Source organism: Nisaea sp. (genome assembly GCF_039990255.1).
In the GTDB taxonomy this organism is placed as follows: Bacteria; Pseudomonadota; Alphaproteobacteria; order Thalassobaculales; family Thalassobaculaceae; genus Nisaea.
The window spans coordinates 1268323-1291973 of record NZ_JBDXGG010000018.1; the positions used below are offsets into that span (position 1 = coordinate 1268323).

Here is a 23651-nt window from a genome sequence, read left to right on the forward strand (position 1 = left end):
TCATTGAATTCAGTTTCATGCGGCGTGCACTGGTCGGATGCCTTGCCTTGTCCCTTGGTGCGACACCCATCGGGGTTTTCCTCACCTTACGTCGGATGAGCCTGACTGGTGACGCAATGGCGCATGCGATTCTTCCGGGAGCTGCAATTGGCTATCTGATCTCTGGCCTTTCTCTTGGCGCGATGACTTTGGGGGGCATCGCCGCTGGGTTAGCTGTTGCTATACTGTCTGGTCTGGTTGCCCGGAACACGGTTGCCCGGGAAGACGCCAGTCTAGCGGCCTTCTATTTGATCTCGCTTGCAATCGGCGTGCTGATCGTTTCCACGCGGGGTAGCAACGTCGATCTGTTGCATGTGCTCTTTGGCACTGTTCTGGCGCTGGATGACAATGCGATCTACCTGATCTCGGGAATTGCCACGTTCACCCTCCTCACCCTTGCTGTCTTCTATCGCCCCTTGATTATGGAATGTGTCGATCCCGGTTTCCTGCGCTCCGTAAGCCCGCTAAGTCCCGTCGCTCATTATGGTTTCCTGGTTCTTACTGTACTGAATCTGGTCGGTGGCTTTCATGCTCTCGGAACTCTGATGTCTGTTGGGATCATGATACTGCCTGCCGCGGCTGCGCGTTTCTGGGCGCGCGACACTACAATGCTGCTCATTATCAGCAGTGTAGCCGCTTTCCTCTCCGGCGCCGTCGGCTTGTTACTTTCCTACCATCTGAGTCTTCCCTCCGGACCGGCGATAATTCTTACGGCCGGATTATTTTACGTTCTTTCGCTTTGCCTCGGCATTTACAGCACTCCCATGACCCGGCTGCGCGAAAAACGGCATCTCGAAGCCTGATCCAACAACCAACCCAAAGGAGAACACTCCGTGCTTAGAAGACGTACGTTTCTTGGCGCTGCGATCGTTGTCGCAGGCCTGACTTTCGCCCCGGGCGCCAACGCCGCCGACCATCCAAAAGTCGTCGCCTCCTTCAGTATTCTCGGCGACATCGTCAAACAGGTCGGGGGTAACCTGATTGAAGTTACAACGCTTGTCGGAGCGAATGGCGACGCGCATGTCTACCAGCCGACGCCGACCGACGCCCGTTCTGTTGCCGGTGCAGACCTCGTCATCGTAAACGGCCTTGGTTTCGAGGGATGGCTCGACCGCCTGATTGCCGCTGCCAGTTACAAAGGAGAGGTAACTGTAGCGACCGCAGGCCTGGAGGCGATCAAGATTGATGAAGAACCGGAACACGATGATGATCATGGCTCCGAAAAGCATGCAGGCCATGCCGAGAAAGATGAGCATGACGACGAGCACGGCCATCATCATGGTGAATTCGACCCTCACGCTTGGCAGAGCGTCGCTAACATCCGGATCTATGTAGCGAATGTCCTCGCCTCTCTGACCAAGATGGATCCGGCAAACGGAGAGACTTACGCCGCGAACGCGAGGTCCTATCTGAGTGACCTCGATGCTCTTGATGCTGAAATTCATGCAGCGATCGATACGCTGCCGGAAAGCCGGCGCAAAGTTGTGACCTCTCATGATGCGTTCGGCTATTTCGGCCGCGAATACGGTATCACCTTCCTGGCGCCCGTCGGTATGAGCACCGAGTCGGAAGCTTCCGCCGGTGATGTGGCCAAACTGATCCGTCAAATCAAAGCGGAACATATTCCCGCCGTTTTTGTGGAGAACATTTCGGACAAGCGCTTGCTGCAGCAGGTTGCCCGGGAAACCGGTGCGGTTATCGGTGGGACTCTTTATTCGGATGCCTTGTCGGAACAGGACGAGCCGGCGAGTACTTACGTGAAAATGATGCGGCATAACTACCGCAGCCTGACGGCGGCACTCGGCGGTTCCTGATTTGACGGGGGCGCATTCCTGGGAGATGCGCCCCCGCGCATCGCGGCCATGTTCGGAAAGAGAAATGTTTGACCTGAGCACTCGCCGATTTCACACCAAGCTTGTCGGGCTGCTTGCGGCTTTTTTTCTCATCGCGCTCACGGAGCGTACGGCAAACGCGCATCCTCACGCATGGATCGATGCCTCAATTCAGGTTCTGTTCGATGGCGCCGGGGATGTCTACGGACTCCGCCAATACTGGCTGCTGGACGAGTTCTATACGGCTTTCGCTCTGGATTCCTATCGCACTGAGGGAACCTCGCCATCCCAAAGCGAAATCGATGATTTAATGCGCGAGAATATGAAAAATCTCTCTGAATACACATACTTCACCAGAGTTTTTCATGATGGGAAGGAGATCAAACTCGGCTCAATTGCGGAAATGGCATCAACACTCCGTGGGTCCCGCCTCGAGATGGAATTCGTCATTCCGTTAGCCGAAGCAATTAATCTTGATGGCAAACCAATCTCATACAAAATCTACGACCCGACCTACTACATTGAGGTGCTTCACGCGCAGTCGGACGATGCCATAAGCTTGATTGAAGCACCCGTCGGCTGTGATTACCGACTGATTGCTCCAAAACCCACATTGGAAGCGATTGTCAGCGCCGCAAATCTAGACCGAACCCAATCGGGCGATGATGGTCTTGGCGACCTTTTCGCGGAGAGGGTTGAGGTGTCCTGCTGATGACATCCTGGCTTCGCCCAATGTTGCTAACGTGCGCGGTCATTGTGAGTGTCTTGTTGCTGGGCCACGCCTTCTCCGACAGCTCCGCACTCACCGACTTGATCATCTGGATATTCGAGCAACAACGGTTGTTTCATCGGGAGCTCACGCAGAACCTAAGGCACTTGAAGGACGAAGGCGGTGTCCGGGCTGCTTGGACATTGATAACGGTGAGCTTTCTTTATGGGCTCCTGCATGCGGCTGGTCCGGGACACGGAAAGGCAATACTTGCCACTTATCTGCTTACGCACAGGGAACGTGTCTCCAAAGGTGTCCGACTTGCCGCGCTCTCAGCAGGATGCCAAGGCTGCACAGCGATTTTGCTCGTTTATGGCATCACATGGCTTGCGGGCCTTGCTCCGCGCGACACATCGACAGCAACCCTTTGGTCTGAACGCGCAAGTTATACGCTTGTCGTCCTTGTGGGCGGTTTACTGGCGTTCCGCTCGTTTCGGTCATTATTCGTCCGAATGAGACATGTCCGTCTGATTCCGAAAGCCGCAATTTCACGATCCGGTACCCTGGCTCAATTCTCAGGCCACGAGATACCCTCGATTGAACAAGCGCCACATGTCCATAGCGAGCATTGCGGATGCGGCCATATTCATTCGCCATCTGTTGAGCAGATCAACGAAACGGCCAGTTTTCGCACAACACTTGGTCTGGTTCTCTCCATCGGTCTTCGACCCTGTACCGGTGCGATCCTGGTTCTCGTATTCTCGTCCGTCATGGGGCTTCAGGGAGCCGGTATTGCCGCTGTTATGGCCATGTCTTTCGGAACCGCAATCGCTGTGGCGTGCCTGGCTCTCTTGGCGGTTATCGCCCGAAGGTGGGCTACATCCGCGACGCAGTGGCGGAACAATACTCTTGAGCCGGTGGGTGATGCAGTTGCACTTACCGGCAGTGCCATTTTGATTCTGCTCGGGGTAGCACTCTTGCAAGCTTCATTCGGGCAGTTGCACCCGCTTGGATTGGTCTGACTGCGCTTCGTTTGATGATAGCTCAGCTCTAAAACCTTCGTCCGAACATCAAGGCCAAGAGCTCGCCATGATGTTGGATCAAAATATCTCACGTAACAGCGCAGGCACCTCACCTACATGACCCAATCGACGGAATTTCTTTGCTTCAGTTGGTTCATCAGCATGCTCAAACGCCCATGTCAGGTCATGGGGAATATACACGCCCCAGCTCCCGGCCTCGATTGCAGGAATAATATCTGACTTCAATGAGTTACCGACCATTATTGCATGTTGAGGGTCGGTACCTGTCTCTGAGAAAATCCGACTGTATGTCTCCGCCATCTTGTCGCTGACGATCTCGATTGCATCGAATAACTCTCCGAGCCCGGATGCCGCCAATTTCCGCTCCTGGTCAAACAGGTCGCCCTTGGTGATCAGAACCATGCGGTAATCTGGCGCGAGTTGTTCCAGGGTTTCGCGTACATAAGGAAGCGTCTCGACCGGATGCGCATGCATCTCCCTGCCCGCTGACAGGATTTTCTCTATCACATGTGCCGGAACGCGTTCGTCCGTCACTTCAATTGCGGTCTCGACCATCGATAAGGTGAAGCCCTTAATGCCGAAGCCGTAAATTTTGAGATTGCGTCGCTCAGCTGCCAGCAATCGTTCACTGAGATGATCGGGTTCCGCAAAATCGATCAGGAGTTCAGTAAAACGCTCCTCCGTCAGCTTGAAAAACCGCTCGTTTTCCCAGAGCGTGTCGTCGGCATCAAAGCCGAGTGTGGTCAGTTTCATAGTCACTCCGTGCAAGTGGATACCCGCACCCCAATATGTCAGGCCATCTGCAAAATCTCATCACGCCTGAGGTTTTCCACCAAAAAGTCCACCAGCGCCCTCACTTTTGCCGAGGCTATACGTCCCTCAGGATGAACCACATGCACTGGTACAGGCGTGGGCCGAAATGCGTCGAGTACGGTCATCAACGTGCCATTCCTGACCCCAGTCGCGACCTGATAGGAAAGTAGTCGTGATATTCCCCATCCCCCACGCAGCAGTTCCAGGATCGCATCGTTCGTATTGAGTGCCAGACGCGCCTCTGATTCAAAAACAATCGGCTTTCTATTCTGCTCGAAAATCCATGAGATCCGTCTGCCAAATGCCAATGGATTGATAAGGCGATGGTTTACAAGATCGGACGGGTGTTCCGGCACCCCGTGCTCTTCGAAATAAGCGGGAGCGCCAGCGACCACGCGACAGACTGACCCCACGCGGATCGCGGTCAGGGATGAGTCCGGCAGGTCCCCAATGCGGATAGCAACATCCAGCCCCTCCTCCACGACATTGACGACCCGGTCAACGAACAGCGTCTCGGCCGTCACGTCTGTGAACTGGTCCAGGAACGCCCCCAGCACAGGCGCAACGACGTGGCAGCCGAACAGAACCGGTGCCGTTATACGGATATGGCCTCTGGGGGCCTGCGGGGAGCCTCCAACCGCTTCCTCGGCCTGCTCCAGCGCATTCAAAACGGAGCGCCCGTCCGCCAGCAGCCTCCGGCCGTTCTCGGTCAGGCGAACAGACCGTGTAGTTCGCACCAGAAGCCGGACATTCAGACGCGCCTCAAGTGCGGAGACCGCGCGCGTCACCGCTGGCGGAGACATGGCAAGCAACCGAGCTGCTGCTGCGAAGCCACCCGTTTCAGCCACTTTTATGAAGACTTGTAACTCGCGAAATCGGTCCATTTTATTCCATTAAGTGGAATGGTTTTTTTCACTATATGCTCATTCATTCTTCTAACGGAATAGACGATCTATTTCAGACGCCGGACATCACAGCTTTCCCCCAATCATAACCACTGGCGCTGAAAGGATCGGATATGAGCCGCATTGCTAGGATCACCAAGGAAACCGCAACCTCTGAACAGGGCGCCTTGCTTGACGCCATTCGAGGCAAGCTCGGGATGGTTCCCAACTTCCTCGCCGTTCTCGCCCAATCACCAACAGCCCTGACATCCTTCCTCGGCCTGCATGAAATCGCCGGTGCCGGCGCTCTCGATGCGCAGACAAGGGAGCGGATCGCAATTGCTCTCGCGGACAGGAATAGCTGCCAGTACTGCCTGTCCGCCCACACCGCCATCGGCCGCAAGTCCGGCCTGACGGACGACGATATGACCGCGAACCGGTCCGGCGGGTCTACCGACAAACGGGCTGCTGCCGCCGTCGCTTTCGCTCTGGCATTGAGTGAACACAAAGGCGCGTTGACCGAGGCCGAGTTCGGCGCTGTCCGCGATGCTGGCTATTCGGACGCAGAAATTGTCGAGATCGTGGTCCATGTCGGCATGAACCTGCTGACCAACATTCTCGCCAAATCGACTGAAGTGGATATTGACTTCCCGAAGGTCGCGCTGACGGCACAGGCCGCCTGAGCCCCTCCGGAGGGGCGGCGCTTTGCCGTCCCTCCTCCCCCGCAATGCAGGAGCCTGGATCATGGCCAGACCATTCGCAGAAATCAGCTTTACTCCAAATGTCCAGACAGCGCAGGAGCGCTATGGCAGCAGGACGCAGATGAGTCGCTTCCAGTCGTCCGGCGAGGACGACTTCACCGGACTGACCGAAGCAGAGGTCTCTTTCATCCAGGCCCGGGATGGTTTCTATCAGGCAACCGTCTCAGAGACCGGCTGGCCTTATGTACAGTTCCGCGGCGGCCCTGCCGGATTTCTAAAAGTGTTCGACGAGAAGACCATCGGATACGCGGATTTCCGTGGAAACCGGCAGTATTTGAGCGTCGGCAACATAAACGGAAACGACCGGGTCGCGATGATCCTGATGGATTATGCAAACCGGCGCCGGCTCAAAATCCTGGCACGGGCAGAAATCCTGCACAACGAGGACGCACCGGAAATTCTGGAAAGCCTACAGCTTCCGGACTATCGGGCGCGCGTTGAACGCGCCGTCGTCCTGCACATCGAGGCGACCGACTGGAATTGCCCACAGCATATCACGCCTCGGTTCACGGAAGCCGACATCGCCGATGCGGTTGCGCCGCTGCGCGACCGTCTGAGTTTTCTGGAAACCCGACTGGCCGAACTGGAGGGTTGATCACGTGCCATTTCTTTTCAAGAAAATGACCGGTGGAGGCGTCTGCCCTGAACCAGTGCGACCGGCCGCCGCACTCCTCAGCGGCCTTGGCACTATGCTTGCCATCGGTTTCGCCGCCGGGCTTTCGGAAATGCTGGACGCCGTGTTGATGATGGTGCCGTTCGGTGCGTCATGTTTCCTCGCTTTTGCCTTGCCGGAAAGCCCCTTGGCGCAGCCCCGCAACATCGTCTTCGGGCACCTGATATCCAGCCTCGTTGGCCTTTCAGTTCTGGCTGTCCTCGGTCCCGACTGGCCCGCCATGGCGCTGGCAATCGGGCTAGCTGTTTCCGCAATGATGTGGACCGGAACCGGCCACGCACCGGCGGGTGCCGATCCCGCCGTGATCTTCGTTCTTCAACCGGGCCCGGCATTTTTGCCCACGCCTGTCCTGTCCGGCGCGCTTTTGATCGTCGTCGTCGCGTTGATTTTCAATAATCTGCGCCCGGGCAAAAAGTATCCAGTCTACTGGTGAGTGCTCAATCGCCCCTCACCGTTCCTTCGCGCCGAGGATCCGCTCCGCCGGTGAGCATGCCATCCTGTATCCTGATGGCATGCAGACCCGAATTCATCGACCGGACCTTGACAGTATGCCCTTTCGCTTCGAGCGCCGAACGCCAGGAAGCGACAGGTGTTCCCTCTTCCAGGTCCGTCGAGCCGTTCCGGTTACTGACATGTCCCAGATTAATGGCCTGTTGCGGGTCCATGCCCCAGTCGATCATCCCAATCAGTGCCCAGGCCACATAGGGGATAATACGGCTGCCTCCGGGCGAGCCGATCAGAATCACCGGGCGGCCATCCTTGAGAACAATCGTCGGCGCCATGGAGCTGCGGGGGCGCTTTCCGCCTTCGACGCGATTGGCAATCAGCTTGCCGTCTTTCTCCGGAAGGAACGAGAAATCGGTCAGCTCGTTATTCAACAGAAAACCGCCAGCCATAAGACGGCTGCCAAAACCAGTCTCGATCGTTGTGGTCATGGAAACCGCGTTACCAGCCGCGTCAACAATAACGAAGTGACTGGTCCCTGCCCGCTCAGGCTGCTGGTCCGGGGAAAGATCGCCCTTTCTGGCAAAAGGCGGGGTTCCAGGCTCCGCTTTTCCCATGGCCTGTCCCGCATAAATCATCGCCGCCCGCGCCCGTAAATAGTGCGGATCAAGCAAGCCCCGCGCCGGAACGTCCACAAAATCGTCGTCCGCCACGTAGAGCGCCCTGTCCGCATATGCGAGACGCGACGCCTCGGAAAAAAGATGTGCAGCAACAGGCCCATAGCCGATGGCCTTCATGTCGAATTCAGAGAGCATACCCAGGATTTGGCCGATAGTAAGAGCACCAGAGCTCGGTGGCCCCATGCCGCAGATTTCGTAAGCACGATAGCCGATACAGACCGGCGCTCGCTCAACCGCACGGTATCCTGCGAGATCCGCCGGCGTCATAAGACTGGGATTGTCCGGTGTCGATGCCAAAGCGGCCAACACGCTCTCCGCGATATCTCCTTCGTAAAAAGCCGTAGCACCGCTGGCCGCAATCGCCTCCAGGCTGTTGGCAAAGGCCGGATTTTTTAGCAAGGTCCCGGAGGCTTTCGGCGTGCCGTCAGAATTGAAGAAATAGGCACCGCTGCCGGACTTTTGGTCAGACAATCCTCGTTGTGCCGCTCGAGCAATAGCTCCGCCCAGCCGTTGGGAGATTTCGAAACCGTCGCGCGCCAATCGGATTGCCGGTTGGAACAGATCCGGCCAAGGCAATGCACCGTGCGCCTCGTGCGCCATATCGAGCAACGCAACCGTGCCGGGCACACCAACGGAACCAGCGCCATTAACGGCTTCCCAGAACCCTTTACGGCTGCCATCGGGCTTCAGAAAGTAGTCCGTTCCTGCACCAGCTGGCGCGGTCTCACGCCCGTCATACGTCGTAAGGTGCCCTGTTGTCGCATCCCAGTAGATGAGAAAGGCACCGCCGCCGATTCCGGACGATTGCGGCTCCACGAGGTTAAGTACCGTCTGCACGGCAACCGCAGCGTCGATGGCAGTGCCACCAGCCTTCAGGATATCGTACCCGGCTTCGACAGCATGCGGATTGGCTGCTGCGACCATGAAACGCTTGGCCGTCGCACCGGTTTGCTCCGTCAGACCGCTCGGCCCTTCCGGCTGGATATCAGCCGCGAATGCCGTGCCGCCGATCAAGCCAAGTCCGACAGCAACGAGAAAATGTTTAGAAATGATCATCAGCCCCTCCCCGTTAAGCTTTACAGGGGGTGACTAGGCAGGTCTTGGGAAAATTAAATGTTGGTGACCCCTACGGGAATCGAACCCGTGTTTCAGCCGTGAGAGGGCCGCGTCCTGACCGCTAGACGAAGGGGCCTGTAGACAAGTCTGTCATCAGCCTTATAGAGCGGCAAAAAGTGAATGGCGACCCCTACGGGATTCGAACCCGTGTTGCCGCCGTGAAAGGGCGGTGTCCTAGGCCTCTAGACGAAGGGGTCGTCGAAGGAGAAACCAAATCTCTCCAACCGCTCGATACTCCGAGGTAAAGTGGCGACCCCTACGGGATTCGAACCCGTGTTGCCGCCGTGAAAGGGCGGTGTCCTAGGCCTCTAGACGAAGGGGTCGTCGTCGAGCGAGGCGTTGGTGTACTCGTTCATTCTTGGGAAATCAAGCTCAGAATCTCTATTCGCGCCACACGCGTTAAAACCTTTTTGCTGTTCTTTGAAAAGTCGCGAATAATTGCGTTGGGAGCACGGACGGCCACTTTGTCCCTTAAACGCGCCGCCCACAAACCAGGGAGGAAATAATGAGAAAATATACACTCGTCGTAATGGCAATTGCCGGAACGCTCGGATTCGGCGGTGCGGCGGATGCCGACTGCACACCTCAAAACTGGAAAGGGTGCGCAGGAAAACCCTGGGTCGACGGGGACAAGATGGAAACACCGCTCGGCTCGAAATGGTGGCCAAATCCGCTATGGGGCGCTGAAGACGAAGCTGGTTCGACCAACTGGTACCTGAAACCTGAGGTGGTCATGCGGGCGATCTCGCAGATCAAAACCGGGAAGACCTACAAGCTTGGGCACCCATACACAGCGGATATGCCTTTGTTCGGCGCCCGTAAATTCACGCTCCGCATTCCCGGAGCACCAACCGGAGGGGCATTCGGGGGCAATCAGGTGCTGTGGAACGACGAGTTTCTGGCAACCGAAATAGGCCAGGTCGGGACCCAGTTCGATGGGTTGGGCCATATAGGTGTAAATAGCGGAACGGCCGGAAACAAAGGCGAGATGCGCTGGTACAACGGCGTCACTGCCGACGAGATGATCACGCCTTACGGGCTAACCAAGCTCGGGACCGAAAAACTGCATCCGATTGTAGCCCGCGGTATCATGCTGGACATCGCGGCTGTGCGCGGGGTCGAGTCGATGGTCGCCGGTGACGTGATCACGATGGCCGATGTAGAGGCAGCTTTGAAAAAACAGGGTATGGAAGGCTTTCAGTTTGCAGAAGGTGACGCGATCATCTTCCGCACTGGCTGGGAAAAGCACTGGAATGATGCAGAGACTTACAACAACGGCTGTCCAGGGATCGGCATGGAAGTCGCCCGATGGGTTGCCGAAGATGTCAAAGCGGGCGTAACGGGGGCCGATACATGGCCGGTCGATGCGGTGCCGAACCCGGACCCGGCCTGCGTGTTCTGTGTTCACACCTTCCTGCAGACACGACACGGTATCGTGAATCAGGAAAACATGAAGCTATCGGAACTGGCAGCCGACGGGGTCTATCAGTTCGCCTATATGTACACGCCGACCCCGGTGGCGGGCGCCACGGGCTCAATGGGCGCTCCTCTCGCAATCCGCTAGAAGACTTTACTGCCATATCTGAAAAGCGGTGCCTTCGGGCACCGCTTTATGTTTGTCAGGAGACGTCGGCGGCGTCGTCGATCATGATCTGTACATCACTGCGGCCATTCCAGTCATCCGGCCGAAGATGGCCCGCAACATGAATCGGGCGCCCGCTGCTTTTCAGCAGCGCCGGGCCGAGATCACCTTCCAGAGCGCGAAAGGCGATGCCTTTCAGACGCTTGCCGTCGGCACCAGTGAAGACGCAGCGCACATGACCCGTACCGACCTCACGGACATCGACAAGGCGGACATCAGTCAGCACAAAACGCGGCTCTGAATTTCCGGCGCCAAAAGGGCCGACTTTCTGGATAGTGTCGACCAGATCCCGGCTTGCACCGCCAATGGCGAGTGGCGAATCAACAGAAAGGGTCGGCACAATCGGTTCGCCTTCCAGCTCGCTGTGAATTCGTTCGGCGAGAAAGGCCCGGAAGGTGTCCAGCTTGTCTGCTTCGACTGTAAAGCCCGCAGCCATGGCATGACCGCCGCCGGCAACCAGCAGCCCAGCCTGATGAGCAGCAATCACCGCCGGACCGAGGGACACACCAGGAACTGAACGTCCGGACCCCTTGCCGACTCCATTATCCAAGGCGATCACGCAGGCTGGTCGAGCGTAGCGCTCCTTCAAGCGTCCGGCAACGATACCGATCACGCCTGGATGCCAGTTCTCGGCGGCCACGACAATTGCCGGTGCGTCGTCGGGTTGTTCGGCGGCCAGCGCCTCAGCTTCCGCCAGGACCTGTGCCTCAATTTCACGGCGGTCCGTGTTGAATTTGTCGAGTTCGGCCGCCAGTGCAGCAGCCTCTTCTGGAGAATCGGTAAGAAGTAGGCGCGCGCCAAGGTCGCTCTTGCCAACACGGCCACCCGCATTTACCCGCGGCCCGAGTATGTAGCCTAGATGGTAAGGTTCCGGCCGGGAGTCGACACCGGCAACGTCAGCAAGTGCGACCAATCCCTTGTTACCGCGCTTGGCCATGACCTTCAGCCCCTGGATAACGAAGGCACGGTTCAGGCCCTTCAGAGGCACAACGTCGCACACTGTGCCAAGTGCCACCAGATCAAGAAGGTGCAGCAGGTTTGGCTCCTGCCGACCGCTGAAATAGCCAGCCTCCCGCAGAGCCCGGTTCAGCGCAACGGTAACGAGGAACGTGACACCGCAGGCCGCAAGATGGCCAAGCGATCCGTCCTCGTCGATCCGGTTCGGATTGACTATCGCGAGCGCTCTCGGCAGCTCCGGTTCCGCCATGTGATGATCTACGACGATCATCTCAATACCAGCATCCGCCGCAGCACGCAGTGGATCGTAGGCAGTCACGCCGCAATCGAGTGTGATGATTACAGAGGCGCCCTGCTCTTTAAGTTTCAGAAGAGCGGGGGCATTCGGCCCATACCCCTCATTGATCCGGTCAGGAATGTAGAGCAGCGGATCGACACCCATCCAGCGGAGGTAACGGATCAGAATGGCAGCCGAGGTCGCGCCATCAACGTCATAGTCCGAAAAAACAGCTATGCGTTCGCCGTCCCTTACCGCTTTCGCGATACGCTCGACGCAGCATGTCATGTCTTGCAAGGTACCCGGATCAGGCATCTGTGACTTCAGCGTCGGGTCGAGAAACCCCTCGACCTCGTCCAGTCCGACATTGCGCGCGGCAATCATCCGTCCCACCAGCTCGGGAAATCCAAAGCGCTGGGCAATGGCGAGCCCGACACGCTCTGTCTCGGAGTCCGTGCCATGCCGCGGGATCCAGCGTTTACCGCTGAAGGAGCGCTCAATCCCGAGGAAACTCTGCACGGTCTTACTGGTCTTTATCGAAACCGGTTTCGGCGGATTTCCGGGTCCAGTCGTGGTGCGCCTCTACGGTACGGACGGTACCGGTCTTGGAACGCATGATGATCGAGTGGGTCATCGCCCCACCCTGATACTTGCGCACGCCCTGAAGCATGGTGCCGGTGGTGACGCCGGTCGCAGCAAACATCACATCGCCGCTGGCCAGATCAAGCAAACCGTACTTGCGATCAAAGTCAGTGATTCCCAGTCGGGTTGCCCGTCCGCGCTCATCATCGTTCCGGAACAATAGACGGGTCTGCATCTGGCCACCGATGCAACGAAGTGCTGCCGCGGCCAGAACGCCCTCAGGAGCGCCGCCCGAGCCCATATACAGGTCAACACCGCTGGTCGGCTGGGAGGTGGCAATCACACCCGAAACGTCACCATCGTCGATCAGCATGATCCGGGCACCCGCGTCGCGCACCTTGGAAATCAGATCGCTATGGCGAGGACGGTCGAGGATGCAGACGACGAGATCTTCAATCTCCATCTTCTTCGCTTTGGCGAGATTGGCAAGATTTTCAGCGACGCTGTTGTCGAGGTCGACAACACCTTCCGGCAGATCGCCGCCAACGGCGATCTTGTCCATATAAACGTCCGGAGCATTCAGGAAACCGCCTTCATTGGCCATGGCGACGACCGCAAGAGCGTTGGGGCCACCCTTGGCAGTAATCGTGGTGCCTTCCAGCGGATCGAGTGCGATATCGATCTTCGGGCCACCCTTGCCGACCTTTTCACCGATGTAGAGCATCGGCGCCTCGTCTCGTTCGCCTTCGCCAATAACCACAGTGCCGTCGATCTCAAGGTTGTTTAGGGCGCTCCGCATGGCGTCGACTGCCGCCTGATCGGCTTCCTTCTCGTCGCCACGCCCCATCAGGCGAGACGCCGCGAGCGCCGCAGCTTCCGTCACCCGCACGGCTTCGAGCGCAAGGTTCCGGTCCATGGTCAGCGCGCCCTGCGTTTCCCTCTCGGCCATATTTATCGTCCTTTTTTCGTCTTGGTTTTGATCACTATCGTCCCGAGGGCAATGGCCTCCGGAAATTAGAAGTCTTCTATCCTGATCTGACGAGGCTCTTCCAGCACGCAATCCAACCTCGCCAGTTCCTCAAACGATGCCTTGATCGCCGTTTCCGACGTTTCGTGTGTGGTCAGGACCAAAGGCACCGCTTCTTCCGGATTTCGAGCCCGCTGGATCATCGCCTCAATAGAGACCTCATGATCACGGAACACCGCCGTTACATCGGCGAGCACACCCGGTCGATCTATCACCATCAAACGTAGATAGTAACATCCGGTTAAAGAAGCGATGGGTGCTGTGCGCGCCGGTGAAAGCTTGCTTGAATCGAGACCGAATACCGGCACCCGCCGGCCAGCAGCAAGGTCCATCACATCGGCGATCACCGCCGACGCAGTCGGGCCCGCTCCGGCGCCGCGGCCGTAAGAGAGAGTCGTTCCAACAGCACTGCCTTCCGCGACCACGGCATTGAACACATCTTCAACCTGCCCAATGGGTGTGTCCGCCTTCACCATGCACGGATGAACTCGCTGCTGCACGCCCGCATCCGATTCTTCGGCGATCCCAAGAAGCTTGATGCGGTAACCGAGTTCCTCGGCGAAGGTGATATCCAGCGGCGATACATGACGAACACCTTCGACATGGACATTGTCAAAATCGACATGATGCCCAAAAGCAATGGCAGAAAGTATGGCCAGCTTATGCGCCGCGTCGATCCCGTCTACATCGAAGGACGGGTCGGCTTCGGCGTAACCAAGGCGCTGGGCATCAGCCAGCACGTCATCGAATGGCCTACCGGTCTCTCGCATTACGCTCATGATGTAGTTACAGGTGCCGTTCAGGATTCCATAGACCCGTGTGACATGGTTCCCGACCAGACCTTCGCGCAGCGATTTGATAATCGGAATGCCGCCGGCAACAGCAGCTTCAAACCCGAGACCGACTTTGTTCTCTTCGCAGGCTTTTGCTATTTCAGATCCATGATGCGCGATCAGAGCCTTGTTTGCCGTCACGACTGACTTACCGGATTTTACGGAATCCAAAACGAGGTCATGCGCCACGCCTTCCGAACCGCCGATGAGTTCCAGCACACAATCGACGTCATTGCGTGCAGCCAGTGTTGCCGCATCATCTACCCAGTCGACGCCATCAAGATCGACACCACGATCGCGGGTCTTATCCCGCGCTGAAACAGCTTTCAACTCGATCGGACGACCGGCACGGGCACTCAGCATCTCCGTGTCAGTCAACAGAATACGCGCCGTTTCCGCCCCGACAGTACCCAGTCCGGCGATTGCTACTCTGAACGGCTGCATGGATTCATTCTCCCTAACGGACCTGCGCCGGAATCCGTCATGTCACGAATCCCGCCGCGCCAGATTTAACGTGCGACCCAGCGGCCGAGCCGCCAAAGCACCGCTTTCATACCCCGCAGGGATCGCGGGTCAATAGATGAGATAGATTTCAGCCCGGCGATTTTCGGCCTCACCTGCCGGCATCGCTTCTGATGACAGAGGCTGGCTGTCGCCAACAGCGAGCACGGAAATCCTATCCGACGGCGCTCCTGCATTGATCAGCGCCTCGGCAACAGTATTCGCGCGCTTCAGGGAAACCTCAAAATTAATCAGTTTGTGCTCGGACGGATCCATGTTCCGGGTACGGCTCGACGCATGCCCGACAACCTCGACGCTTGCATTATATTCCCGAATCAATGGCACTAGCTCGCGTATTACGCCGCGATCCGAAGCAGATAGACGTGAAGACCCGTTGGTAAACCTGATTACTCCTGCCTGGTACGAACCGCCGCCGGCAGTTGGATAGCTTCCAAAGCCACCTGGCAAAGCACTCTCGTCAACGATCACACTCGGATCGTCGAAATTGAAGGCCCCGTTCTCCGGAATGCTGAGCGCCAGCGGGCCCGTTTCAGCAGGGAGAGGAGTTGGAGCGGTTGGCACCGGAGCGGGTTCAGGTTCGGTGACTGGCTCCGGGGTCGTTGGAACAGTTGCTGTCTGTGTTACAGTTTCCGCTGTCGGCACTTGTTCAAGGACCGTCTCCGGAGCGGATGCACTCTCTGCAACAACAGGTTCAGATTCTGCTACAACGGGCTCGGAAGAATTGGACTCTGAACCAGCGATCAACCGTTTGTAACGCGCGCCAAGCGTCCCGGTGCGGGTACGGTTTGCGGTGTTATCACGCGCTGTCGGCTCTCCTACCCTGGCGCTCGTTACCGGGCGATCCCCACCAGTTTCAGGCGCCGGCGAATTCGGCCACAAGCTGGATCGCCGCGATGTGTTCCCGGTATCGATCGCAGCTTGAGACGGCAGCGATGATGCTGCAGCATTTACCGGCTCCTCAATCTGCTTGGTAGCTTCATCCGAAGCAGTCATCCGGAGCGGTTTAATCTGTTCTGAGGTAACACTTTCGGTCCCTCCAGCAGGCACGACAGCAGCAGGAGCTTTCGGCTGAATCTGCGCAAGAGATGCAGTGCTGGCATCCGTCACTGATGGTGCGGAGTCTTTATCGTCATACTGCGCGTTCGCCCTGTCAGAGACCAGTTTGTCTTTGATATCCGCTCTTTCTGACGCAGTCGTCCGTGGTGCCGGAGTATCGGGAACAGAAGAGACATTCGGATAGGCGCCTGTGTCACCAGACGTATCGGCACCAGAATCATCAAACCAGCCGCCGACGGCAGATGCGGAATCATTGTACCACTCAACCGGATTAAGCGCGTCCGGCACGGATGAGCACCCAGCAAGTGTCATACTCAAGGCCGTTACAAGACCCAAAGCCGAATTGTGGCGCCCTTTATACATACCCGTCATCCTTCAGAAACTCCGCCCATGGGACAGGTCATGCGAACACTGGCCATCGACAGTAAACTTGCTGCGGACGGATTTACCATAGTTGCTTGGAAAAACACAGATTACTATCTGAAATTAAGGGTATGGTTCTTTGAAATGCCACACTCAATCCCTACTATTGCTACAATTGATTTCAAATCGTTGGCTGAATAAGTGAGGTTGGGATGCATGAGCTTTCGGAGGAGATGAAGCAGATCGATCCGGTTGAATTCGCAAGCACCATGCAGGACATCGCCACGCGTTCGCAAAAGCTCGTGAACGGCTTCGTGGAGCGACAGAAAACTGAGGGCAAAGCCGCCGAACCCGATCCTCTGCATCTGGCTGATGCTTTCATGTCCCTTACGAACCAGATGATGAACAATCCGGCTCATCTCGTTCAGGCCCAGATGGATCTCTGGCAAGGCTACATGGATATCTGGAACCGGTCCGCGCAACGCTGGCTCGGAAAGGAACCAGAGCCGACAGTTTCCTCGGAAGTGCCCGACCGCCGTTTCCGTGACGAGGCATGGCAGGAAAATGTTGTCTTCGACTTCATCAAACAGAGCTATCTGCTGACATCGCGCTGGACACAGGATCTTGTCGGGCAGACCGAAGGGCTCGATCCGAAAACCCAGCAGAAGGTCGACTTCTACACCCGGCAGTTTGTCGACGCGATGGCGCCGACAAACTTCCTGATGACCAATCCGGAAGTGCTGCGAACGACCATTGAAACCCATGGCGATAACCTCGTTCATGGCCTGCAGAACCTGCTGGAAGATCTCGAACGCGGCAAAGGCAAGCTGTCGATCCGGATGACTGATCCCGATGCCTTCGAAGTTGGTAAGAACATCGCCACCTCTCCGGGAAAGGTCGTCTACCAGAACGACTTGATGCAACTGATCCAGTACGCACCATCGACCGAGACGGTTTATCGCCGTCCGCTGCTGATCGTGCCCCCGTGGATCAACAAATTCTACATTCTGGATCTACGGGAAAAGAATTCCTTTATCCGCTGGGCTGTATCAGAGGGCTTCACGGTTTTCGTCGTTTCCTGGGTCAATCCGGATGAGACTCTGAGCCAGAAATCCTTCGAGGATTACATGCTTGAAGGCCCCCTGGCCGCTTTGGGTGCGATAGAGCAAGCGACAGGCGAGAAAGAAGCAAATGTCATTGGCTATTGCATCGGCGGCACTCTGATGGCGGCCACCCTCGCCTACATGGCCAACAAGAAAGATGATCGCGTAAAGTCGATCACTTTCTTCACGACGATGGTTGATTTCGAGGAAGCGGGAGAGCTCAGCGTCTTCATCGACGAGGAGCAACTCGCTGCACTCGAAGACAAGATGAACAAACGTGGGTACCTCGACGGCTCGGAAATGGCTTCGACCTTTAACATGCTGCGCGCCAACGATCTGATCTGGTCGTTCGTCGTAAACAATTACTTGCTCGGCAAAGACCCGTTCCCGTTTGATCTGCTCTACTGGAACTCTGATTCGACCCGGATGCCGGCGGTGATGCACAGCTTCTATCTGCGGAATATGTATCAGGAAAACAAACTGATAGAGCCCGGCGCCATCACTCTTGCCGGGACTCCGATCGACCTCCGCACAATCAAGACGCCGGCGTTTATTCTGTCGACCAAGGAAGATCACATCGCCCCATGGACATCGACTTATAGGGCGACACAGATTTATTCCGGTCCCATCAAATTCTGCCTTGCAGGCTCGGGGCATATCGCCGGCGTGGTCAATCCGCCCAGCGACAAGCCTAAATATGGACACTACACGAATAGCCGCCGACCGAAGTCACCGGATAAATGGCTCGAAGGAGCAACCTATCACGAAAGCACCTGGTGGCCTGAATGGGCCAAATGGATGTCTCGGCACGGAGGCGGTAAGGTCGAGGCGAGGATCCCCGGTGACGGCGCTTTGACAGCAATCGAGGATGCACCGGGAAGTTATGTGAAAGTCCAGAATAAGGACTGAGAGATCTTCGGGCTCCCCTCGGAGTCAGCTTTCCGTGAGATATTCCTGCGCCAACTCCCAGTAATGGACCGACACATATGAGAGATAGTCTTTCTCCTGATCCGTCAGGTCGCGGGTATATCGTCCCGGATTCCCCATCCAAAGCTGGCCCGTGCGCACTATCTTCCCCGGAGCGACGAGCGCCCCTGCGGCAACCATAGCTCCGCTTTCAACAACGGCCCCATCCATCACGGTAGCGCCCATGCCAACGAAAGAGCGATCTTGCAAGATGCAGGCATGGATGATCGCCGCATGACCGATCGACACATCATCTCCAATCTCGGTGCCCTGCCCCTTTGAGCTTACATGTACGATTGTTCCATCCTGGACGTTGCTGCGCCGCCCGACCCGGATAGGATTGTCGTCACCGCGCAAGACGGCCCCATACCAGATGCTGCTCTCCGCTCCGACGGTAACATCGCCAATCAACGCCGCCGTTTCCGCCAGAAAGGATGGTGTCGCGACTGAAGGCATCTTCCCCTTAACGCGTCTCAAAAGTGCCGGCACGCTTGTCTCCCTTTAGCCTTTTCATGTCATCACACTTGGATCAGTCCCGCTTGTCATGCCGAATCGGGACTTGAATTCTCAGGAGCGGAAGCCCAAAACCGCTCAAGCTGATTGAATGTCTTACTGGGTCATCAATGGAAGTCGAACTGAGGGCCGCACATACCGGCGATGCGGAACCAATGACTGAACTGTTCATCACCGTGCGCCATATCAGCATGCCATATCTTCCGATAATTCACAGCCGCGAGGAGACCCTAAGGTGGATGGAGCACGTTGTCTTGAAAGGGAATGCGGTCACCGTCGCCCTCTGCTCTAGAAACCTTGTGGGCTTTGCTGCAGCTAGAGAAAATTTTTTGGAACATCTCTACGTGGCTGCGGAAGCACAGGGACAAGGTATCGGCTCAAAACTACTTCACAACGCTATGTCATCACAGCCTGGCCCAGTCTCTCTTTGTGTCTTTCAAGAAAACAAACACGCACGCCGGTTTTATGAGAGGCATGGTTTCCATTGCTCTGCCTTACGTGATGGCTCTCAGAACGAAGAAGGCGAACCAGATGCAATCTATATCTCCCGCTCATTCCAGGAGACGGGATCGTGCTGACCGGGAAGTGGCGCAACGTCGCCCTGCTAACTTTCTGTGAAGTCCTGGCGATGACACTCTGGTTCAGCGGCTCGGCCATCATTCCCGGGCTTCGTCAGGAAATGATTCTGAGTGACAGTCAGGCTGCCGCCATGGCAAGCGCCGTGTCTTTCGGGTTTGTCGCCGGCACTCTGACAAGTGCCTTTTTCACACTTGTTGACCGGGTCAAGCCCCAGACCTTGTTCATGTTTTCCGCTCTCACGGCTGCCGCCGCAAACTTGGCGACGCTTTCGATTGATCCGGCCGGCCCATGGATGCCTGTCCTTAGGTTCATCGTTGGTGCCTGCATGGCCGGAGTCTATCCGGTCGGCATGGTTCTGATTTCCTCGTGGACAGAAAAAGATCGTGGTTTCCTGGTCGGCCTGCTGGTCGCGGCCCTGACACTGGGCTCCGGAGCGCCGCACCTGATCGATCTGTTCGGCGGCCTCGACTGGCGTTTCACCATTATCGCCAGCTCAGCCATGGCGGCTGTCGCCGGGCTTCTTTGCCAGCTCTTCGAGCCTGGACGTCCCTTTTCCAAGGCTGCGGCCTTCAAGCCCGGACTAATGCTTCAGGCCCTGACCGACCCGGCACTCAGGCTCGCCAATTTCGGTTATTTCGGACATATGGTGGAACTTTATGCGGTCTGGGCCTGGATTGGCCTGTTCCTCGCGTCCAGCCTTGCTATGTATCCTGGCGGAGATTCTGCACCGGAGCTGGCAAAACTACTCGCTTTCACAATGATCGGCTCTGGCGCCGCGGGAAGCATCGCGGGTGGCTTTCTCGCCGACCGGATTGGCCGCACCCGGCTTACCATCGGAGCCATGGCCATCAGCGGTCTTTGCTGCATCTTCGCCGGTTTCGCGTTTGGCATGCCTACTTATGTGCTGGTCATCCTCTGCGTGGTGTGGGGCACATCCATCATCGCCGACTCAGCCCAGTTCTCCGCCAGCGTGATCGAGCTCTCCCCACCCGCTTATGTGGGCACCATGGTCACAACACAGACCTGTATTGGCTTCGTTCTCACGATCGCAACCATTCATGCGGTGCCATATCTCGTTGACTGGTTCGGCTGGAGCGGCGCGTTTGTTCCACTGGCTGCCGGCCCGTTCCTCGGCGTGCTAGCTATGGCCCGGTTGCGAGCAATGCCGGCCTCCATGAAACTCGCGCACGGACGCCGCTAGCGCGAAATTGATCTAAAATGGCAGGCCAACGTCACACACCACTCGCTTGCAAAACAGAAACAGTCTTTTTCCTGAGGTCAAAATCCGCTTTTTAAGCTTGTTCAAATGTGGCCATCTCCCATCTGGCTAATAACCGGAGCGTCGGCCCGGGCCCGAAATCATTTGAATGGATGAGGCTTCATGAACGATCAAACGCCCTATACGCCCCCTAAAATCTGGACCTGGGATAAAGAGAATGGCGGCAAATTCGCCAGCACCAACAGGCCGATTGCAGGCGCTACGCACGAAAAGACGCTCCCCGTTGGCGAAAACCCGCTTCAGCTCTACTCTCTGGCGACACCGAATGGTGTCAAGGTCACCGTGATGCTTGAGGAACTGCTCGAGCGCGGCCACAAGGGCGCTGAATATGATGCCTACACCATTCGTATTGGTGACGGCGACCAGTTCGGCAGCGACTTTGTCGCCATCAACCCTAACTCCAAGATCCCGGCCCTGCTCGACCGCAGCACGCCAACACCGACCCGCGTTTTCGAGTCAGGCTCTATTCTGGTCTACCTCGCTGAAAAGTTTGGCGACTTCCTTCCCACTACCCCCGCAGAGCGGGCCGAATGCATGAACTGGTTGTTCTGGCAAATGGGCAGCGCGCCCTATCTCGGCGGCGGGTTCGGGCATTTCTATGCCTATGCGCCGGAGAAATACGAATATCCGATCAACCGGTTTGCTATGGAAACGAAGCGTCAGCTCGATGTTCTGGACCGCCAGCTTGCCGAAACCCAGTACATCGCCGGAGATGAGTACACCATAGCCGATATTGCGATCTGGCCGTGGTATGGAATCCTCGCCCAAGGCAAGATCTACAATGATTCCGGGACCTTCCTTGAGGTAGAGAGCTACAAGAATGTTCAGCGCTGGACCAAGGAGATTGCCGCCCGCAAAGCGGTAAAGCGTGGCCGCGTCGTCAATCGCGTGTCCGGCGATCCGAGCGAACAACTCGAAGAACGGCATTCCGCAGCAGATATCGACAAGCTCGGTCTATAGGCCTTCATCATCGAACCACCCAGGCCATCAAGTGGTCTGGGTGGCCATCTTTCCTGCCCGCTTCCGGGCGTAAATTACCACGCTTCCGCCGCCTAGGATCAGCGTACCGGCGATCGTTTGAAGCGGTCCGATATCCGGCCAGGCGCCATAGCCGTACCAGGCAACAAAACACTCCAGTACCGCCCCCACCATTGGCAGGGCGAGCGCCGCCGCAAGGTAGTTATGCGTGCCGGCGACAGCCGCTGCGCGTAAGCCGAGATATGTCGCCAGCCCCCTCAGCGTAATCCCAAGCCCAAGTCCCGCCGCCCAGAGTTCCGGTCTCATAAGCTCTGTAATATCCGCATCTCCGGCCAACCCCACCGTTGACTGAAGAATGCGCCAGACGGCAAAGCCCATCGCGGTCACCAGCAGGATAATCCCGGTGAGACGCAGGCGCGTCCGCGGCGCCATTGCCATCATGTGTGGATGCCGCTCGGCAAACAGGCTCGCAGCCAGAACGCAGACTTGCGACAGAGCCAACAATAAAAATGCCGGGTTCTGAATGCTGCCCTCGAACCCGAAGGCAGTTGCGGCGGCTCCGGCAATAAGCGGGAGATGTCCCATCAACTCAAGGCGAGTTGGCTGTCGGTTAAACAGAAAACAAACAGCGAGTGCGGACATCGGAACACTGATGGACGCAAAAAACCCGGCCTGAAGCACGTCGACATGAATCAGCGCTGCCATGTACAGCGCTGCCGTTCCGACCCTGAACACACCAATGAGCCATGTATCGGTCCGCCAAAGAGCACTGATGCCAGCTTCAGCTCCCCGTGAAATCACGATGAAGAAAAGGCCTCCAGATCCCATTTGCAGGAATGTGAACATCCATGGGTCGAGGCTAAGTCCAATGACCAAGGCACGGCTACAAACCAGCAACAACGCCCATGTCGCGACGGCGGAAATCAAAATCGGGAGAACCGATTTCTGCATTATCATTGATCCGAGAAAAATTAAGGCATCTACGACGCAAAGATTACCGATACAATTTTAACGCGATAGATATATTATTGGCAATTACGATACATTTTTCTAACAATAGGCTTCAAGATGTGAACTGGGATGACCTCCGCATATTCCTCGCAATCGCGCGCACAGGCACATTGCGGCAAGCAGCAGCAAAAACAGGCGTAACGCAGCCAACAGTCGGGCGCCGTTTACAGACCCTGGAAGATGCCCTTGGCGTTGCCTTGTTCACACGGGGCCGCTCGGGGCATCTGTTGACGACCGCCGGAGAAGCATTAAGGCCCACGGCGGAAGCCATGGAACAATCAGCGGCGGAACTCACCCGGCAAAGCGAGCATCTGCAAGCATCAGCCGGAGGAACCGTCAGGATCAGTGTCATGGAATGGCCGGCTGCATTCCTCGCGCGCCACCTTAGAGCAGCTCGCGATGCCGGTCTTGCAATTGAGCTGGTCGCCTCAGAGCGAACGGAAAGCTTCGCCCGCCGGGAAGCAGACATCGCGGTTCGCCATGGCCTGCCGCTTACAGGAACATTCATTACGCGCAAGGTTGGGATTATCAGATCGGCAATCTATGCAAGCCGTGACTATGCCGAGAGCCATCAGGAGGCTTTCACAGAGGCCCGTTATCAGGCCTGTAGTTGGGTTCTCTTCACGGAAGAGCAGGCGCACTACAAAAGCATGCGCTGGCAAGAAGAGCGCCTGGCTCCGCTAACACCGACCCTGCGTGTAACAGACACACATCTCGTGCGTGATGCTATCAGGGGGCACGCGGGCCTTGGCCTGTTGCCCTGCTTTATCGGCGATACTGATCAGCACCTCGTCCGCGTAACATCACCGATAGAGGAGCTGGCTGCGGAATACTGGATGATCATCCCCCCGGAGACAGAACAATTTCCGTATCTCCGTAAAGCAATAGATTGGGTATCAAAAAGTTTCCATACCGAGCGACACGTGCTGCAGGGATGATCCTGAGACACTGTATCGCCCGGATACTCAA

22 protein-coding genes and 3 tRNA genes are annotated in these 23651 nt (G+C 56.9%); 13 read left to right on the top strand and 12 right to left on the bottom strand.

The window, feature by feature from the left end; all coding sequences use genetic code 11:
• Positions 1-17: 17 nt before the first annotated feature.
• The 4 genes from ABJ076_RS16235 (at position 18) to ABJ076_RS16250 (ending at position 3602) form a co-directional block, all read left to right on the top strand.
• Positions 18-842, top strand: coding sequence for a metal ABC transporter permease (locus tag ABJ076_RS16235; protein WP_348185923.1), 825 nt, complete (start codon positions 18-20; stop codon positions 840-842).
• Between the two features lie 30 nt (positions 843-872).
• On the top strand, positions 873-1853 hold the full coding sequence (locus tag ABJ076_RS16240; RefSeq protein WP_348185200.1) for a metal ABC transporter substrate-binding protein: 981 nt from the start codon (positions 873-875) through the stop codon (positions 1851-1853).
• A 64-nt stretch (positions 1854-1917) separates the two neighbouring features.
• On the top strand, positions 1918-2583 hold the full coding sequence (locus ABJ076_RS16245) for a DUF1007 family protein (RefSeq protein ID WP_348185202.1): 666 nt from the start codon (positions 1918-1920) through the stop codon (positions 2581-2583).
• Positions 2583-3602 carry a nickel/cobalt transporter gene (locus ABJ076_RS16250; protein WP_348185204.1) on the top strand — a complete coding sequence of 340 codons (1020 nt, stop codon included), beginning with the start codon at positions 2583-2585 and terminating at the stop codon, positions 3600-3602. The genes ABJ076_RS16245 and ABJ076_RS16250 overlap by 1 nt, the downstream gene beginning before the upstream one ends.
• A 78-nt stretch (positions 3603-3680) precedes the next feature.
• Here ABJ076_RS16250 and ABJ076_RS16255 read toward each other — a convergent pair whose 3' ends face one another.
• Positions 3681-4376, bottom strand: a complete 696-nt coding sequence (locus ABJ076_RS16255; RefSeq protein ID WP_348185206.1) for an HAD family hydrolase — start codon at positions 4374-4376, stop codon at positions 3681-3683.
• Positions 4377-4414: 38 nt separating this feature from the next.
• A complete protein-coding gene (locus ABJ076_RS16260) occupies positions 4415-5320 on the bottom strand; it encodes a LysR substrate-binding domain-containing protein (RefSeq protein ID WP_348185208.1) in 906 nt (301 codons plus the stop codon).
• Positions 5321-5454: 134 nt separating this feature from the next.
• Between ABJ076_RS16260 and ABJ076_RS16265 the strand changes: the two genes are divergently transcribed.
• From ABJ076_RS16265 to ABJ076_RS16275, 3 genes are all read left to right on the top strand, one after another.
• On the top strand, positions 5455-6003 hold the full coding sequence (locus ABJ076_RS16265; protein WP_348185210.1) for a carboxymuconolactone decarboxylase family protein: 549 nt from the start codon (positions 5455-5457) through the stop codon (positions 6001-6003).
• 61 nt (positions 6004-6064) lie between these two features.
• A complete protein-coding gene (locus ABJ076_RS16270) occupies positions 6065-6676 on the top strand; it encodes a pyridoxamine 5'-phosphate oxidase family protein (RefSeq protein ID WP_348185212.1) in 612 nt (203 codons plus the stop codon).
• Positions 6677-6680: 4 nt separating this feature from the next.
• On the top strand, positions 6681-7187 hold the full coding sequence (locus tag ABJ076_RS16275; RefSeq protein ID WP_348185214.1) for an HPP family protein: 507 nt from the start codon (positions 6681-6683) through the stop codon (positions 7185-7187).
• Between the two features lie 4 nt (positions 7188-7191).
• On the opposite strand, the gene ggt is transcribed toward ABJ076_RS16275, so the two are convergent.
• The 4 genes from ggt to ABJ076_RS16295 all read right to left on the bottom strand — a co-directional run bounded on the left by ggt (position 7192) and on the right by ABJ076_RS16295 (position 9317).
• Entirely contained in the window at positions 7192-8934 is a 1743-nt protein-coding gene (ggt, locus tag ABJ076_RS16280; protein WP_348185216.1) for a gamma-glutamyltransferase, read from the bottom strand.
• Positions 8935-8995: 61 nt separating this feature from the next.
• Positions 8996-9070 (bottom strand) — tRNA-Glu (locus ABJ076_RS16285).
• 45 nt (positions 9071-9115) lie between these two features.
• A tRNA-Glu gene (locus ABJ076_RS16290) sits at positions 9116-9191 on the bottom strand.
• A 50-nt stretch (positions 9192-9241) separates the two neighbouring features.
• A tRNA-Glu gene (locus ABJ076_RS16295) sits at positions 9242-9317 on the bottom strand.
• A gap of 182 nt (positions 9318-9499) precedes the next feature.
• On the opposite strand from ABJ076_RS16295, the gene ABJ076_RS16300 reads away from it, so the two are divergent.
• A complete protein-coding gene (locus ABJ076_RS16300; RefSeq protein ID WP_348185218.1) occupies positions 9500-10558 on the top strand; it encodes a cyclase family protein in 1059 nt (352 codons plus the stop codon).
• 55 nt (positions 10559-10613) lie between these two features.
• Here the strand turns inward: ABJ076_RS16300 and recJ are convergent, their stop codons facing one another.
• From recJ to ABJ076_RS16320, 4 genes are all read right to left on the bottom strand, one after another.
• Entirely contained in the window at positions 10614-12389 is a 1776-nt protein-coding gene (gene recJ / locus ABJ076_RS16305) for a single-stranded-DNA-specific exonuclease RecJ (protein ID WP_348185220.1), read from the bottom strand.
• Between the two features lie 4 nt (positions 12390-12393).
• The gene (glpX, locus tag ABJ076_RS16310; protein ID WP_348185925.1) at positions 12394-13368 is read right to left on the bottom strand and encodes a class II fructose-bisphosphatase; all 975 of its coding nucleotides are present in this window, start codon (positions 13366-13368) and stop codon (positions 12394-12396) included.
• 98 nt (positions 13369-13466) lie between these two features.
• Entirely contained in the window at positions 13467-14756 is a 1290-nt protein-coding gene (locus ABJ076_RS16315; RefSeq protein WP_348185222.1) for a homoserine dehydrogenase, read from the bottom strand.
• 129 nt (positions 14757-14885) lie between these two features.
• Positions 14886-16178 carry an OmpA family protein gene (locus tag ABJ076_RS16320; RefSeq protein WP_348185224.1) on the bottom strand — a complete coding sequence of 431 codons (1293 nt, stop codon included), beginning with the start codon at positions 16176-16178 and terminating at the stop codon, positions 14886-14888.
• 287 nt (positions 16179-16465) lie between these two features.
• Between ABJ076_RS16320 and phaC the strand changes: the two genes are divergently transcribed.
• Positions 16466-18265, top strand: a complete 1800-nt coding sequence (phaC, locus tag ABJ076_RS16325) for a class I poly(R)-hydroxyalkanoic acid synthase (protein WP_348185226.1) — start codon at positions 16466-16468, stop codon at positions 18263-18265.
• A 24-nt stretch (positions 18266-18289) separates the two neighbouring features.
• Here the strand turns inward: phaC and ABJ076_RS16330 are convergent, their stop codons facing one another.
• On the bottom strand, positions 18290-18811 hold the full coding sequence (locus ABJ076_RS16330) for a gamma carbonic anhydrase family protein (RefSeq protein ID WP_348185228.1): 522 nt from the start codon (positions 18809-18811) through the stop codon (positions 18290-18292).
• A gap of 134 nt (positions 18812-18945) precedes the next feature.
• On the opposite strand from ABJ076_RS16330, the gene ABJ076_RS16335 reads away from it, so the two are divergent.
• From ABJ076_RS16335 to yghU, 3 genes are all read left to right on the top strand, one after another.
• On the top strand, positions 18946-19413 hold the full coding sequence (locus tag ABJ076_RS16335; protein ID WP_348185230.1) for a GNAT family N-acetyltransferase: 468 nt from the start codon (positions 18946-18948) through the stop codon (positions 19411-19413).
• Complete coding sequence (locus tag ABJ076_RS16340; protein ID WP_348185232.1) at positions 19407-20615, top strand: MFS transporter; 1209 nt, start codon at positions 19407-19409, stop codon at positions 20613-20615. Before ABJ076_RS16335 ends, ABJ076_RS16340 begins: the two co-directional genes overlap by 7 nt.
• Before the next feature lie 180 nt (positions 20616-20795).
• Positions 20796-21653 carry a glutathione-dependent disulfide-bond oxidoreductase gene (gene yghU, locus ABJ076_RS16345; protein WP_348185234.1) on the top strand — a complete coding sequence of 286 codons (858 nt, stop codon included), beginning with the start codon at positions 20796-20798 and terminating at the stop codon, positions 21651-21653.
• 27 nt (positions 21654-21680) lie between these two features.
• Here yghU and ABJ076_RS16350 read toward each other — a convergent pair whose 3' ends face one another.
• Positions 21681-22622: a hypothetical protein gene (locus tag ABJ076_RS16350; protein WP_348185236.1), complete on the bottom strand. Its 942-nt coding sequence runs from the start codon at positions 22620-22622 to the stop codon at positions 21681-21683.
• Between the two features lie 329 nt (positions 22623-22951).
• On the opposite strand from ABJ076_RS16350, the gene ABJ076_RS16355 reads away from it, so the two are divergent.
• Positions 22952-23620, top strand: coding sequence for a substrate-binding domain-containing protein (locus ABJ076_RS16355; protein WP_348290373.1), 669 nt, complete (start codon positions 22952-22954; stop codon positions 23618-23620).
• The last annotated feature ends 31 nt before the right edge of the window (positions 23621-23651 follow it).